The 14,348-nt window shown below is 68.3% G+C and carries 16 protein-coding genes and 1 riboswitch; of the genes, 9 read left to right on the forward strand and 7 right to left on the reverse strand.

Annotated features, from left to right (window positions below; translation table 11 throughout):
* The first annotated feature begins 52 nt into the window (after positions 1 to 52).
* Both NV348_RS13600 and NV348_RS13605 read left to right on the forward strand, forming a co-directional pair.
* Positions 53 to 673: an FMN reductase gene (locus NV348_RS13600; RefSeq protein WP_447147265.1), complete on the forward strand. Its 621-nt coding sequence runs from the start codon at positions 53 to 55 to the stop codon at positions 671 to 673.
* Positions 674 to 698: 25 nt separating this feature from the next.
* A complete protein-coding gene (locus tag NV348_RS13605; RefSeq protein ID WP_447147266.1) occupies positions 699 to 1,247 on the forward strand; it encodes a YceI family protein in 549 nt (182 codons plus the stop codon).
* 74 nt (positions 1,248 to 1,321) lie between these two features.
* Here NV348_RS13605 and NV348_RS13610 read toward each other — a convergent pair whose 3' ends face one another.
* Together NV348_RS13610 and NV348_RS13615 are read right to left on the reverse strand one after the other, a co-directional pair.
* Positions 1,322 to 1,771: a MarR family winged helix-turn-helix transcriptional regulator gene (locus NV348_RS13610; RefSeq protein WP_447147267.1), complete on the reverse strand. Its 450-nt coding sequence runs from the start codon at positions 1,769 to 1,771 to the stop codon at positions 1,322 to 1,324.
* A complete protein-coding gene (locus tag NV348_RS13615) occupies positions 1,771 to 2,394 on the reverse strand; it encodes a DJ-1/PfpI family protein (protein ID WP_447151025.1) in 624 nt (207 codons plus the stop codon). Before NV348_RS13615 ends, NV348_RS13610 begins: the two co-directional genes overlap by 1 nt.
* A 120-nt stretch (positions 2,395 to 2,514) precedes the next feature.
* On the opposite strand from NV348_RS13615, the gene NV348_RS13620 reads away from it, so the two are divergent.
* From NV348_RS13620 to NV348_RS13630, 3 genes are all read left to right on the forward strand, one after another.
* A complete protein-coding gene (locus NV348_RS13620; RefSeq protein WP_447147268.1) occupies positions 2,515 to 2,748 on the forward strand; it encodes an NfeD C-terminal domain-containing protein in 234 nt (77 codons plus the stop codon).
* A 14-nt stretch (positions 2,749 to 2,762) separates the two neighbouring features.
* Positions 2,763 to 3,860: an SPFH domain-containing protein gene (locus tag NV348_RS13625; protein ID WP_447147269.1), complete on the forward strand. Its 1,098-nt coding sequence runs from the start codon at positions 2,763 to 2,765 to the stop codon at positions 3,858 to 3,860.
* Between the two features lie 87 nt (positions 3,861 to 3,947).
* Entirely contained in the window at positions 3,948 to 4,295 is a 348-nt protein-coding gene (locus NV348_RS13630) for a hypothetical protein (protein ID WP_447147270.1), read from the forward strand.
* Positions 4,296 to 4,510: 215 nt separating this feature from the next.
* On the opposite strand, the gene NV348_RS13635 is transcribed toward NV348_RS13630, so the two are convergent.
* From NV348_RS13635 to NV348_RS13650, 4 genes are all read right to left on the reverse strand, one after another.
* Complete coding sequence (locus tag NV348_RS13635) at positions 4,511 to 6,877, reverse strand: heavy metal translocating P-type ATPase (protein WP_447151026.1); 2,367 nt, start codon at positions 6,875 to 6,877, stop codon at positions 4,511 to 4,513.
* Between the two features lie 549 nt (positions 6,878 to 7,426).
* Positions 7,427 to 8,635, reverse strand: a complete 1,209-nt coding sequence (locus NV348_RS13640; protein WP_447147271.1) for an O-succinylhomoserine sulfhydrylase — start codon at positions 8,633 to 8,635, stop codon at positions 7,427 to 7,429.
* Between the two features lie 10 nt (positions 8,636 to 8,645).
* A complete protein-coding gene (locus tag NV348_RS13645; protein WP_447147272.1) occupies positions 8,646 to 9,062 on the reverse strand; it encodes a rhodanese-like domain-containing protein in 417 nt (138 codons plus the stop codon).
* Between the two features lie 17 nt (positions 9,063 to 9,079).
* A riboswitch (SAM riboswitch) is annotated at positions 9,080 to 9,197 on the reverse strand.
* Positions 9,198 to 9,243: 46 nt separating this feature from the next.
* Positions 9,244 to 9,702, reverse strand: coding sequence for an Rv0361 family membrane protein (locus NV348_RS13650; protein ID WP_447147273.1), 459 nt, complete (start codon positions 9,700 to 9,702; stop codon positions 9,244 to 9,246).
* Positions 9,703 to 9,891: 189 nt separating this feature from the next.
* Here NV348_RS13650 and NV348_RS13655 point away from each other — a divergent pair, with 189 nt between their 5' ends.
* Together NV348_RS13655 and NV348_RS13660 are read left to right on the forward strand one after the other, a co-directional pair.
* Positions 9,892 to 11,280, forward strand: coding sequence for an FAD-dependent oxidoreductase (locus tag NV348_RS13655; RefSeq protein WP_447147274.1), 1,389 nt, complete (start codon positions 9,892 to 9,894; stop codon positions 11,278 to 11,280).
* A 58-nt stretch (positions 11,281 to 11,338) separates the two neighbouring features.
* Positions 11,339 to 12,205, forward strand: coding sequence for an amidohydrolase family protein (locus NV348_RS13660; protein ID WP_447147275.1), 867 nt, complete (start codon positions 11,339 to 11,341; stop codon positions 12,203 to 12,205).
* 1 nt (position 12,206) lies between these two features.
* Here NV348_RS13660 and NV348_RS13665 read toward each other — a convergent pair whose 3' ends face one another.
* Positions 12,207 to 12,689 carry a DUF456 domain-containing protein gene (locus NV348_RS13665; protein ID WP_447147276.1) on the reverse strand — a complete coding sequence of 161 codons (483 nt, stop codon included), beginning with the start codon at positions 12,687 to 12,689 and terminating at the stop codon, positions 12,207 to 12,209.
* 128 nt (positions 12,690 to 12,817) lie between these two features.
* Between NV348_RS13665 and NV348_RS13670 the strand changes: the two genes are divergently transcribed.
* Both NV348_RS13670 and NV348_RS13675 read left to right on the forward strand, forming a co-directional pair.
* Positions 12,818 to 13,912 (forward strand): CaiB/BaiF CoA transferase family protein, encoded by a 1,095-nt coding sequence (locus tag NV348_RS13670; RefSeq protein ID WP_447147277.1) that lies wholly within the window; start codon positions 12,818 to 12,820, stop codon positions 13,910 to 13,912.
* Between the two features lie 90 nt (positions 13,913 to 14,002).
* Entirely contained in the window at positions 14,003 to 14,347 is a 345-nt protein-coding gene (locus NV348_RS13675; protein WP_447147278.1) for a hypothetical protein, read from the forward strand.
* Position 14,348 lies beyond the last annotated feature (1 nt).

The following is a 14,348-nucleotide window of genomic DNA, read 5'->3' on the forward strand; positions in this document are numbered from 1 at the left end:
CCATCCCTACCACAGACGCTCTCTTCGCGTCCGCAAGACAAGAGGTACAGGAGTGACCACTCGTATCGCGGTGGTGTCGGCCGGGCTCTCGCAGCCCTCGTCGACCCGGCTGCTGGCCGACCGGCTGGCCACCGCCACCGCACGGGAACTGCGCGCCGAGGGCGCCGAGGTCGAACTCGACTTCGTCGACCTGCGCGATCACGCCCGCGAGCTCGCCGACAACCTGATCACCGGGTTCCCCGCACCGTCACTGCGGGCGGCGATCGACCAGGTCGTCACCGCCGACGGGCTCATCGCCGTGACCCCGATCTTCAGCGCCTCCTACAGCGGTCTGTTCAAGACCTTCTTCGATGTGCTGGAACCGGATTCGCTCGCGGGCAAGCCGGTGCTGGCCGGCGCCACCGGCGGCTCCGAACGCCACTCGCTGGCCCTCGAACACGCGGTGCGTCCGCTGTTCGCCTACCTGCGCTCGATCGTCGTACCCACCGCCGTGTACGCCGCATCGCCGGACTGGGGCGCCCACGGCGCCGACCAGGCGCTGAACAACCGGATCGACCGCGCCGCAGCGGAATTCGCCACCCAGATTCTCGGCAGGCCCAGCGCCGGACCCGCCGACCCGTACGACGAGCCGACCCCGTTCGCGGATCTGCTCGCCGCCAACCTCCCACGCTAGAACCCCACCCCCACAAGGAGTTCCCATGACCACCGCCATCGCCAACGGCCTCACCGCGGGCACCTGGGCCATCGACCCCACCCACTCCACCGTCGGCTTCTCCGTACGCCACCTGATGGTGAGCAAGGTCCGTGGCCGTTTCACCGACTTCGACGGCGCGCTCGTCATCGGCGAGGACGGCACCGCCTCCGCGCAGGCCGAGATCCGCGTCGACTCGCTGACCACCGACAACGCCCAGCGCGACGGCCACCTGCGCACCGCCGACTTCTTCCACGCCGAGCAGTTCCCGGTGATGACCTTCAAGTCCACCGGATTCCGCGGCGAGGGCAGCGACTTCGTCGTCGACGGTGAGTTCACCGTCCGCGGCAACACCAAGCCGGTCTCCCTCGAAGTCGAGTTCCTCGGCGTCAACGAGGGCATGGGCAACGGCCCGGTCGCCGGCTTCGAAGCCAAGACCGTGGTCTCGCGCCGCGACTTCGGCCTCGACATCGACATGCCGCTCCCCGACGGCGGCGCCGTCATCGGCGACAAGATCACCCTCACCCTCGAGATCGAGGTCGGCCTCCAGAGCTGACCTCCGGCCGCACAATCCGACGCCCCCGTCGCCACTTCGGCGCCGGGGGCGTCGTGCGTCAGCTCCCGACGACCTCACCCATCGGCGACGGTGATCGCCTCGACCGCGGCGGACAGGCGAGTCAGCGCGGCCACGATCGCCGCGAACTCCGCCGGACCGAGTTCCTCGGCCAGACGGCGGGCGATCCTCGCGTGCTGCGGATTGATGCGCTGGACCGCCGCCCGGCCCGATTCCGTCCCCGCGACCAGCTTTGCCCGCTTGTGCGCCGGGTTGGGCCGGTATTCACACAGGCCCTTGTCGACGAGCAGGTCGGCGATGCGCTGCACGCTCTGGCGGGTGATGCCCATCGCGCGGGCGATACCGGCGACCGGGAGCGGTTCGGCGAGCACCGCGCCGAGCACCTGCCACCAGGCCGCGGTGAGACCGGCCGGGGCGGCCAATTCCTCGGCGATGGCGAGGAATTGGCCGTTGAGCTTGAACGAGGTGATCGCCGCGGTGGAGAACAGTTCTTGCTCGCCGCCCATCAAGCGTTGGCGGCTTCGTATTCGGCGAGCACAGCGTAGGCCGCGGGGTCCCGGTGCGCGAACAACTTGTACCAAGCCTCGATGACGTGCGGTTCGTACAGGTCGAGGCGGGTGAACACCTCCCGGGCGAACTCGAACGGCGACATACCGTCGGCGGTGATCACGTCGCGATCGGTGACGGCCGGCGCCTCCACATAGTGCTCGGCACCCGAATATCCGCTGTAGACCAGGAATTCGGCCGCATTGGATGTGTGTGCGCGATCATCGAGCAGGCCCGCCTTGGCCAATCCGAAAGTGGCGCCGCAGATTCCGGCGACCGGCACGCCCGCATCGACGAACCGGCGCGCCTTGTCCGCGAACGGCACCAGCTCCTCGCCCTCCCACAGATCGGCGCCGGGCAGGATCAACATCGCACTGTCGGCGGGGTCGAGATCGGCCAGCGCGAGGTCCGGGGTGACCCGCAGGCGGCCCATCGTGGTGATCGGTTCGGTGCTCAGCCCGACCGTCTTCACCTGGAACGTGCCGGGCTCGCGGTGCCAGCTGCCGTTGGCGATGTGCGCGGTGGCGGCACCCACCTCCCAGTCGGCGAGGGTGTCGTATACGGCCATGTGGACTGTTCGCATCGTCATGACAGCATCCTGTCATAGTTGACAGGATGCTGTCAATAAGGAAATTGGAACCCATCGAAAGGCCAGGCATCGTACGCTGACGTCATTCGGTGCGAGACAAGGAGTTCAGCCGCGATGACCGACCCCGTGCACGGCATGACGGGCACCATCACGTCACCGATCCGGGGGGCAGGCGCGCTGGGTGAAGTACTCGTGGCGATTCGTGGGGGCACCGAGCTGTACATCGCACGGGCCGACGAGCCGATCGCGGCCGGGACCACCGTCTTGATCGTCGCGGTCCATCCGGGCCGCATCGTCGATGTCGTCATCTGGATTCCCCTCGCACCGCAACTGCCGCAAGAGAACTGAGAGAAGGGGCTCACATGCTGGGCTATCACGTCCCCGATCCCGACGAGGCCATGCTGGTCAGTGGCGCCAAGACCAAGGACAACGCGCCCTTCAAGGTCGTCATCGGCCGCGGCACCTGGGTGATTCCGCTGTTCCGTAAGGTCCGCTACCTGTCGCTGGCCATGTTCGAATCCGAGATCAAGGAACGCTGCGTCACCAAGCAGGCGATCCAGCTCGACGTACGCGCGGTGATCGCGTTCAAGGTCGCCAACGACACCCCGTCCATCGTCAACGCCGCCCAGCGCTTCCTCTCCGAGCAGGAGAAAGAGATGTCGGTGCTCACCGGCCGCATCTTCTCCGGTCACCTGCGCTCGATCGTCGGCTCGATGACGGTGGAGGAGATCATCCGCGAACGCCAGAAGCTGGCCGACGAGGTCCTGCTCGCCTCGAAGGTCGAGATGGGCAATATCGGCCTCTGGGTCGACTCGTTCCAGATCCAGTCCATCGACGACGGCAACCTCGGCTACATCAACGCCCTGGCCGCACCGCACAACGCCGCCGTCCAGCGCGACGCCCAGATCGCCCAGGCCCAGGCCGCCCAGCGCGCCGCCGAGGCCGAACAGGAGTCGCTGCGCCGGCGCGCCGAGTACGAGCGGGAGACCTCGATCCTCAAGGCGCAGTACCAGCGCGACATCGACAAGGCCAATGCCGAAGCGGCCCAGGCGGGTCCGCTCGCCGACGCCATCGCCCGCCAGGAAGTCCTCACCGCCCAGGCCGAGCAGGCTCGCAAGAACGCCGAACTGCGCGAGCAGGAACTCCAGGCCGAAGTCGTGAAACCCGCACTGGCCGAGGCGGAGCGCGTCCGGATCCTCGCCGAGGCCGAAGCCGATCGCACCCGCATCCAGGCCGAGGCCGCCGCCTCCAACAACCGGATCGCCCTGGACCAGTTGCTCATCGAGCAGCTGCCCGAGATCGTCAAGCAGGCCTCCAACGGCCTCGCCAACGCGAACCTGACCGTCCTCAACGGGCCCGACGGCGTCGGTGAACTGGTCAACGGCATGGTCGGCCAGGGTCTGACCGTCTTCAACTCCCTGCAGAAGGCGTTGTCCAACGGGGATACCGACAACGCCTGATCCGACACCGGCCGGGCGCCATTAACGGTGCCCGGCCTGCTGCCGATTCAGGAGGACGAACGCCGAGCTCGAACAGAGGAATGACTGATGGGATTGTGGATCGGTAGCCCCGCGCTGGGCGCTTCGGAGAACGTCGTCTGGCGCAAACTCGCCAATAGAACACAGGGCAACAGGGCCGTGGGCGGCTGCCTCTTCCTCACCGAAGCCCGCCTGCTCTTCGTCCCGAACCACCTCGACGCCATCACCGGCGGTATGCGCTGGGAAATCCCCCTGACCCAGCTCCGCTCGGTGGGCCGCGAAAACCCGGACGGCGGCATATTCAGCGGCGGTCTGCGCACCCGCCTGCGCATAGACACCGACGCCGGCACCGAACTCTTCGTCGTCAACAAGGTCGACCAGGTGATCAAGACACTCGATGCCGTCGTGTCGGCGTGATGCCGATCGGCTATTCCACTACCTGGTGCCGGGTTCGATATCCGAGAATTCCGTGAACTCCGGACCAATGCGACCGTGTCGGCTCATCCCCCCAGCGTCGTGGGCAGCAGCACGACGAGAGAAGGGCCGCTTGTCACAGCTACCGACAACATTGGGCAGAAGTACCGCTGCAGCAGGCGTCGCTGACCGTCTCGGTGCTTCCTCGCCCGGCGAGGCTAGCCGCTCGAGGGTTCGTATGGGTGAGGGCGCACGGAGGTTGCGGCGTTTTCGGGTTCGTCGTCGTCGGTGAGGCTGAAGTAGTTCTCCTCTTCTTGCAGAAAGTGCAGTTGCAGCAAGGTGTGCAGGCCGTAGAGGCAGGCGAGCAGGTCATCGGTCTGGTCGTCGGTGATCGCGCCTGCGGTGTGGGCGCGGTCGAGGTGGGCGCCGATGCGGGTGACCAGCCGTTGGATCTCGGCGTGGGCGCGGCTCATCGTCGCGGTGGCCTCGGCGCCGCCGAGCGGGCCGGCCAGCGCCGGATACAGCAGGGTTTCCTCGGCCAGTTCGTGGGGCAGCAGATCGGTCACGAGGAAGTGGTGGGCGTCCTCGACGGCGGCCAGGGCCGCGGGATCGTTGGTATCGGCGAGCTGGTCGGCGGCGGAACGCAGCAGCGTGAGCATCTCGCGCAAGGTGTCGTGTTCGCCTGCGAAGCGGTGCAGGAGTTTCTCGGTTGTCGCGGGCATTTCGGTGCGGGTGGCCGGATTGCCCCGCAGCGCACGCAGCGCGTTGAGGATCACTGCCACATCGATGCCCTCTTGCAGCAGGGCCCCGGCGGCGGGCAGGAGCAGCCCGGCGGCGGCCACGATCATCGCCAGCAACGACAGGCTCATCCCTACGACAGCGCTTTGCACGGCGATCCGGCGCGACCAGCGGGCGGTGTCCATGGCGTCGGCGAGCCGGTCGAGCCGGTCGGTGGTGAGCACGATATCGGCGGCCTCCGACGAGGCAGTGGACCCGCGTGCGCCCATCGCCACACCGACGCTGGCGGCGGCCAAGGCGGGAGCATCGTTGACACCGTCACCGACCATGACCGTCACCGCGCGCTCACGCTCGCTACGCACAGCGGCGACCTTGTCCGCAGGGCTCTGCCCCGCATACACCTGGTCCAGGCCGAGCACGGCGCCGACCTCACGGGCCGGTTCGAGACGGTCACCGGTCAGCATCACCAGCCGGTTCAGCCCCGCCTCACGCAGTCTTCGTATCGTGCGCGGCGCGTGCCGACGCAACCGATCCCGCAGCAGAACCGCCCCGAGGAGTACCTCGTCGACGACGATCCACGCGATCGCCGCCGAGTCCAACCGCGCTCGGCTGTCCACCGCACGCGCCCACTGGGATCCGGTCGCCGTATCGGGCAGTTTGCCCACCTCGACATGGCGGCCGTCGACGGTGCCGGATACGCCGCGGCCAGGCTGTTCGATCACCGCGGTGGGCAGCGACAGCGCCGAGTCGCGGGCCAGCGCTTCGGTGACGATCGCCTCGGCCAGCACATGAGGCGACAGCTGGTCCACGGACGCGGCCAGGCGCAATGCCTCGGCAGCATCCTGGCCGGGGGCGGCGATGACCTCCACGACCGCGGGTCGGCCCGCGGTGAGAGTCCCGGTTTTGTCCATCACAAGGGTGGTCGCGCGACCGAGGTCTTCCAGCGCGCCGCCGCTGCGGACCACGACTCCTTGGCGGGAGGCCCGCGACAGTCCGGACACGATAGCTACCGGCGCGGCCAACAGCAGCGGACACGGGGTGGCCACCACCAGAACCGCGACCGCGCGCACCAGTGACCCGCTGACCAGCCATGCCACCCCGGCCACCAGCAGTGTCAGGGGCAGAAACCAGGCCGCGTACCGATCGGCCAACCGGACCACGGGCGCGTTCTCGGCGCCGGCTTCTCGAGCGAGCCGTACGATTCCGGCGTAGGTGCTCTCCGCGGCGGTCGCGGTCGCACGGATCTCGAAGGAGGCGCCGACGTTGACGACGCCGCTGCGCACTGGTTCCCCGATCCCGCGCTCGACCTGCATCGGTTCTCCGGTCAGCACCGACTCGTCCAGCACGGCCACGGTGTCGAGAACTCGCCCGTCGACTGGCACCACCTCACCCGGTACCACTACCAGCACATCGCCGACGGCGACCTCATCCAAGCCGATCACGCTCACCTCTGTGCCGAGACGGCGGCGAGCCGAGCGTGGCGCGTGCTCGAGCAGGGCTCGCAGATCGTGGGAGGCGCGTCGCTCGGCCGCCGCGTCCAGCGCACGACCGGTCGCCAACATCACCGCGATCAACGCACCAGCCAAGTACTCGTGCACCAGCAACGTGCCCACCAGCGACAACACCGCGATCACATCGACTCCGGTCCTACCCTGCAGCAGCGTGGCGACCATCCACCACACCGCGGGCACGATCGCCACCACCGTCGCCGCGATCCAGGCGCCCTCAGCCACCCCGTGCAGCCCGAACAGCCACGCAAGCAGCCCGAACATCAGCATGGCGACAGTCACCGCCACCAGCACCGGCTCCACCCACCCGGCGACCCGTTGTGACCACCGCCCCACCATCGAATTCGGTCCGGCCACACCCTCTCCTTCCCGAACCCAGCCTGCTGACAATCGGCTCTTCACCACCAGACAACGTGAACCGCACGTTCTCGGACAGGGCCGCAATTCCCCAACCCAGATGCCATTCGCCCCCAGCGACAACACAGCGCAACCCGCGGTGACTCTCTGTACTTTCAGTGACCCCTGAACGCCACGCAGCACGCAGGATGCCCCGTATGGCGGGAGTGTCAGAACCTTGGCTCTGTCTCGATTTCGGTGGTAGCGCGCCTTGGTCTATGCCAACAGGATTCGGTGTCGGAGTAGCGGACCAGGCTGACCAGGGCGGTCATTTCCGCGCACGCGGCGGCACTCCCGGGTCGGCGGCGCGGCGCGCGCGAAGGTGGTCTCGGTAGGGGTCGACCAGGCAGGGCCGGTACTGCGGTGGTCGCCGTGGACGTTCCGGCTCGCGCGCACGGGCAATGCGTTCGACCGTGTTCAGCGACACGCCCAGTCGGCGCGGGCCAGACAGGCTGCGTAGCGCGCCGACGACAGGGTCGGCGCTTTCGGGGCTCAGCTCAGGGCGTGGTCGAGGTCGCCGAGGAGGTCTTCGATGTCCTCGAGGCCGACCGAGATGCGGACCACGCCGTCGGACAGGCCGATGGAGGAGCGGCCTTCGGGGCCCATCGCGCGGTGGGTCGTCGTGGCGGGGTGGGTGATCAGCGTCTTCGCGTCACCGAGGTTGTTGGAGATGTCGATGATGCGGAGGCGGTTGAGGACCTCGAAGGCGCGCTTCTTGCCGTCGTCGCCAGCCAGTTCGAAGGTGACGACGGTGCCGCCGCCGGACATCTGGGCGGTGGCGAGGGCGTGCTGCGGATGCGATTCCAGGAAGGGGTATTTCACCCAGTTGACCGACTTGTTCGCCTCCAGGAACTGGGCGACCTTCAGCGCCGACTCGGTGGACTGGCGCACGCGCAGCGGCATGGTCTCCAGGCCCTTGAGCAGGGTCCAGGCGTTGAACGGGCTCAGCGCGGGGCCGGTGTGGCGCATCAGGTTCTTGACCGGGCCGTCGATGTAGTCCTGGGCGCCGAGGATCGCGCCACCGAGCACGCGGCCCTGGCCGTCGATGTGCTTGGTGCCGGAGTACACCACCACGTCGGCGCCGAGTTCGAAGCCGCGCTGTAGCAGCGGGGTGGCGAAGACGTTGTCCAGCACCACCTTCGCGCCCGCGGCGTGCGCGAGCTCGGTGACCTTGCGGACGTCGACGAGGGTCTGCATCGGGTTGGCCGGGGTCTCGAAGAACACGGCCTGGGTGGGCACCGAGAGCGCCTGCTCCCACTGCTCGAGGTCGTCACCGTCGACGAAGACGGTCTCCACGCCCCAGCGCGGCAGGATCTCGTTGCACACCACGAAGCAGGAGCCGAACAGGCTGCGCGCCGCGACGAGGCGATCGCCCGCCTTCAGCAGCGCGCCGAGCGCGGTGAACACCGCGGACATGCCGGACGCGGTCGCGAACGCGGCCTCGGCGCCGTCGAGCAGCCGGATGCGCTCCTCGAACATGGCCACCGTCGGGTTGCCGTAGCGGGAGTAGACGAAGTGCTCGACCTCACCGGTGAAGGACGCCTCGGCGGCCTCGGCGCTCTCGTAGACGAAACCCGAGGTCAGGTACAGCGCCTCGGAGGTCTCCTCGAAGCCGGAGCGGCGCAGGCCGCCGCGGACGCCGAGGGTGGCCGGGCCGACGCCCTCGGGCAGTGGCTTGTCGAACGAACCACCGGTGATCATGCTGTTCTCCTTATGCCTGACGCCACGGCAGGCCGACCGCGCGCCAACCGACGCTGCCGCGCTGCCCGAACGCGTCGGGGCCGCCTTCGAAACCGTCGAGCACGTTGTAGGACGGGGCGATGCCCGCCGCGGTCGCCACGGTCGCGGCGCCGATGGAGCGCTGCCCGGAGCGACACAGGAACACCACGGGCGCGTCGTCCGGACGACCGGCCAGCGCCTGCTCGAGCTGCGCGCCGAAGTTCGGATTGCGGGTCCCGGTGCCGTCGACCCACTCGATGAAGTGGGCCGGGCGCTCGATCGAGCTGGTGTCGGGGATGCCGACCTGTGCCCACTCGCCTTCGGTGCGCACGTCGACCAGCACCGCGCCCGGGTGCTCGGCCAGGATCTCCCACGCCTTCTCAGGGGTGATGTCGCCGGCGTAAGTCATGTCGAACCTCCTGCGTGAATCCGCTCTTGCCGTGCCGGTTCTCCGGGCACACGGCCAGGTCGTCACCCGGAGCACCCCACCGCGGAGGAGGGTTGCCGACCAGCGAGCCGGGGCTTGGCGCTGGCACTCATGACCTTGCGATTCGAGATTGCCCCGGCACAGGCCACCGTGTCAAACAGTGCTACGGCGTGCAGACCAGCCAGTTGCCGTCCACCCTGGTCAGGTTCCAGGTACTGGTGGACGGCGTGTCGCCGATCTGCACGGTGGCGTCGATCTTGGCCCGATCGCCGTTGACGGTCGCCTTGTCGAAACCCTTCTTGTCGATCGTCACTGCCGATTTCGGGCCGCCGAGCCGTTCCGACAGGCCGGACTTCTCCTCGTCGAAGCCGGGGCAGGCGACACCGGGCGGCGGACGCAGCTCGCTGCGGGAGCGCGCGTCGATATAGTTGGTGACAGCGGCCGCGAGGCGATCGGCCTCTGTGACATTTTTCTCAGCGGGCGAGAGCAGCCCGCCGAGCACGATGCCGATGAGCACGATGATCGCGATCACCGCGGCCGCGACGAACGGGACGATGGAACGCTTGTCGGTCTGATCCACCACGATGGGCTGGTCTTCCGAGCTTGTCTGCTCCTCGTTCATGCTCTAATCCTGACAGACCCGGTGCGGGCAACCACACCGCACGCCGGGTGGACACAACGCCGCAGATAGAATCGCCAGAATGCGGTGCGCTGCCGACCTCGAAGGCAGCTGCCAGCAGCCGGATCGTCAACTTAGCCTAGGCTAAATAGACGCCGTCAACAGTTCTCGACCAAAGGGTGCGCGTAGAAAATGACCGAACAGAGTGCAGCGACCCGCCCGCTCCGCATTGCGATCGTGGGCGCAGGACCGGCCGGTATCTACGCCGCCGACGCATTGATGAAGTCCGATGCCGATGTCAGCATCGACCTCTACGAGCGCATGCCCGCGCCCTTCGGTCTGATCCGCTACGGCGTCGCCCCCGATCACCCGCGCATCAAGGGCATCATCACCGCCCTGCACAAGGTCCTCGACAAGGACCAGGTGCGCCTGCTCGGCAACATCGACTACGGCACCGACATCACCCTCGACGACCTGCGCCAGTTCTACGACGCGGTCATCTTCTCCACCGGCGCCAACGCCGACCGCGCCCTGCCCATCCCCGGCATCGACCTCGACGGCTCCTACGGTGCCGCCGACTTCGTCTCCTGGTACGACGGGCACCCCGACGTGCCGCGGTCGTGGCCGCTGGAGGCGGAGAAGGTCGCCGTGCTCGGCGTCGGCAACGTCGCCCTCGACGTGGCCCGTGTGCTGGCCAAGACCGGTGACGAGCTGCTGCCGACCGAGATCCCGCCGAACGTCTACAAGGGTTTGAAGGCCAACAAGGCCGTCGAGGTCCACGTCTTCGGACGCCGCGGCCCCGCCCAGGCCAAGTTCACCCCGCTCGAGCTGCGCGAGCTCGACCACTCGCCGACGATCGAGGTCATCGTCGATCCCGAGGACATCGACTACGACGAGGGCTCCGAAGCCGCCCGCCGCAACTCCAAGCAGGTCGACATGGTCGCCAACACCCTCGAGCAGTGGGCGATCCGCGACCAGGGCAACCGCCCGCACAAGCTGTTCCTGCACTTCTTCGAGTCCCCGGCCGAGGTCATCGGCGAGGACGGCAAGGTCGTCGGTCTCAAGACCGAGCGCACCCAGCTCGACGGCACCGGCAACGTCAAGGGCACCGGCGAGTTCAAGCAGTGGGACGTCCAGGCCATCTACCGCGCCGTGGGCTACCTGTCGCAGAACATCACCCAGCTGCCGTTCGACGACCAGGCTGGCACCGTGCCGAACGAGGCCGGCCGCGTGATCTCCGACGAGACCGCCGAGGGCTCGGCCCGCTTCATGCCCGCCACCTACGTCACCGGCTGGATCAAGCGCGGCCCGGTCGGCCTCATCGGCCACACCAAGGGCGACGCCAACGAGACCATCGCCTGCCTGCTCGACGACGCCAAGGACTTCGCGCCCGCGCCGCAGCCCGAGCTGGACGCGGTCACCACGTTCCTCGAGAGCAAGGGCATCCCGTTCACCACGTGGGCCGGCTGGTATCGCCTCGACGCGCACGAGCGCGCCCTCGGCGAGCCGGAAGGCCGTGAGCGGGTGAAGGTCGTCGAGCGCGAGGACATGCTGCGCGCGTCCGAGCCGAACAAGGTCTAAGCCTCGGACGTCGGGCCCGAACTGTTCCATTCCGCCGAACTCGAGGCATTCTGTACAAGTGTTCGATGCCCACGTCCACATCATCGATCCGCGGTTCCCGCTGATCGAGAACGAAGGCTACCTACCCGACCCCTACACCATCGCGGACTATCGAAAGCGTATGGAGCACTTCCATGTTCGCGGTGGTGCGGTGGTCAGCGCGTCGTTCCAGGGGTCCGACCAGTCGTATCTGAAGGCCGCGCTGGCGGCCCTCGGTGAGGACTGGGTCGGGGTCACCCGATTGGATCTCGACGCCACCGACGACGAGATCATCGAGCTGGATCGCGCCGGCGTGCGCGCGCTGCGGTTCAACCTCAAGCGCGCCGCCGCCGACATCACCGAGATGACGTTGCAGGCGCTGCGCGCGCACGAGCTGGCCGGCTGGCACGTGGAGCTCTACATCGACGGCCAGATGCTGGCCTCGCTGCAACCGGTGATCTCGAAACTGCCCGCGCTCTCGATCGACCACCTCGGCATGTCCGAGGAGGGCCTGCCCTATCTGCTGGATCTGGTCGATCGGGGCGCCAGGGTGAAGGCCACCGGTTTCGGCCGGGTCGACATGGACGTGGCCGAGACGCTGCGCCGGATCCACGCGGTCAACCCGGGCGCGCTGATGTTCGGCACCGACCTGCCCGGCACCAGGGCGGGCAGGCCGTTCGAGGACACCGACGTCGAGCTGATCTGGCAGGTGGTCGGGGCCGACCTGCACGCGGTGCTGGAGGACAACGCCAGGGAGTTCTACCGGCTGCCGGTGGCGGACCGGCCCACGGCCGATCCGCTGCCGACCAGGCCGATCCCGCGCACCGACAATCCGACGGTGCCGATCCCCCGTGACGAACTGCCCGGCGCGGGCGAGCGCACCCGCCCGCTGCCGGTCATCGAGTAGCTCAGGCCAGGATCGCGCCGGTGAACCACACACCGGCCGCGATCAGCGCGCCGAACAGCTCGACCAGCATCGACAGGCCGACGCCTTTGAGCGCGTGCAGCGTCGCGGGCCAGGCCAGATCGTTGGTCTTCAGCCGGTACAGCTCGGCCAGGTACACGCCGAGCACGAAGCCGATGAACAGGCCGACGATCGGGATGACGAAGAACCCGACGACGCCGAGAATCGCGCCGAACAGCAGTGCCCGGTTCGACACCCCCGCCTCGCGCATCCGCCTGCCGGGCCAGGTGTACTTCACGACGGCGGAGATGACCAGCGCGACCGTGGCGACCGCGAGCACCGTCCACGCGGCGCTGCCGCCGGTCATGAAGGCCCACACCGCGATTGCGGCGAAGATCAGGATGACGCCGGGCAGGATCGGAACGATCACACCGATTAGGCCGACCAGAATGACGAGGCCTACGATGACCTCACCCCACACGCTCACTACCGGGTTCCTCCCATTGTGGCGCCGAGTCGCGCCACCCGGAATTCTGACCCATGCCCTACCCGGCTCGCCATCCCGACGCTATTGTCGGAGTGTCAATACCGTTCGACGATGAACAGAGGTCAGGTGTGAGCGAGTCCACCGCCAAGCAGGGGCCCCTCGCGGGTATCAAGGTCATCGAGCTGGCCGGCATCGGGCCTGGCCCCCATGCCGCGCTACTGCTGGCCGACCTCGGCGCCGATGTGGTCCGCGTACAGCGTCCCGGCATGATGCCCGGACACATGGAGCGCCCGCAGTGGCGCGGCCGCACCATCGTCGAGGCGAATCTGAAGGATCCCGCCGACGTCGCCAAGATCCTCGACCTGGTCGAGCGGGCCGATGTGCTGCTGGAGGGCTTCCGTCCCGGCGTCACCGAGCGCATGGGCCTCGGCCCCGACGACGCGCTGGCCCGCAACCCGCGCCTGGTCTACGGTCGGATGACCGGCTGGGGCCAGTACGGCCCGCTGGCCGATCGCGCGGGCCACGACATCAACTACATCTCGCTGACCGGTGTGCTCAACGCCATCGGCCGCAAGGGTGAGCGGCCGGTGCCGCCGCTGAACATGGTCGGCGACTTCGGTGGCGGCTCGATGTTCCTGGTGTTCGGCGTGCTCGCCGCGCTGGTCGAGCGGCAGAGCTCCGGCAAGGGCCAGGTCATCGACGCCGCGATGATCGATGGCGCGCTTGCCCTTTCGCACATGATGTGGGGCATGCGCGGGGTCGGCCTGTGGTCCGACGAGCGCGGTACCAACCTGCTCGACACCGGCATGGCGTTCTACGACACCTACGAGACCTCCGACGGCAAGTACATGGCCGTCGGCGCGATCGAGCCGCAGTTCTACGCCCAGCTGCTGGCCGGGCTGGAGATCGACGCGGAGGGGCTGCCGATGCAGCTCGACCCGAACGGGCAGGACCAGCTGCGCAAGCTGTTCGCGGACAAGTTCAAGACCAAGACCCGCGACGAGTGGGCCGCGATCTTCGACGGCACCGACGCCTGCACCACCCCGGTGCTGACCTTCACCGAGGCCACCGAGAATCCGCACATCGCGGCCCGTACCGGCCTGATCGAGATCGAGGGCGTCGTCCAGCACGCGCCCGCGCCGCGCTTCTCCCGCACCCCCGGCGGCGTGCCCACCCCGCCGCCGTCGGAGACGACACCGATCGAATCGGTCTGGGCTGACTGATTTTCCGGCCTGTCGTCGGTAGTCTCACCGACTATCGACGACAGGCCACGGATCCGAACCGGCCACCGGCCACCGAAGGTGCTCACCGCGTTGATCGCGGTCACCACCTTCGGCGCCGCGCTGCTCGCCTTCACGGTGGCCGAGGGACTGCTCGACGATCGTCAGGCACAACTCGCCGGATCCCGTTGCCGCAGTGACATACCGGTCCCGATCACGGCCAGCCTGCTCAACGGCCTCGCGGCCGGGCTGCTGGCGGCCACCACCATCGCGCTGGTGTGCCTGCTGGTGCTGCTGTTCCGCTACCCGTCCGCGCGCGGCGCCGCCGTGCCGCTCACGACGGCGGCCATCGTGATCTCGACGCTGTTCATGCTCGGCGCCGGGTACGAGACCGTGCGGCCGCACCCGGCCACGTACCACTCGTGCGGATTCGGCTGAC

Source organism: Nocardia fodinahabitans (assembly GCF_052983615.1).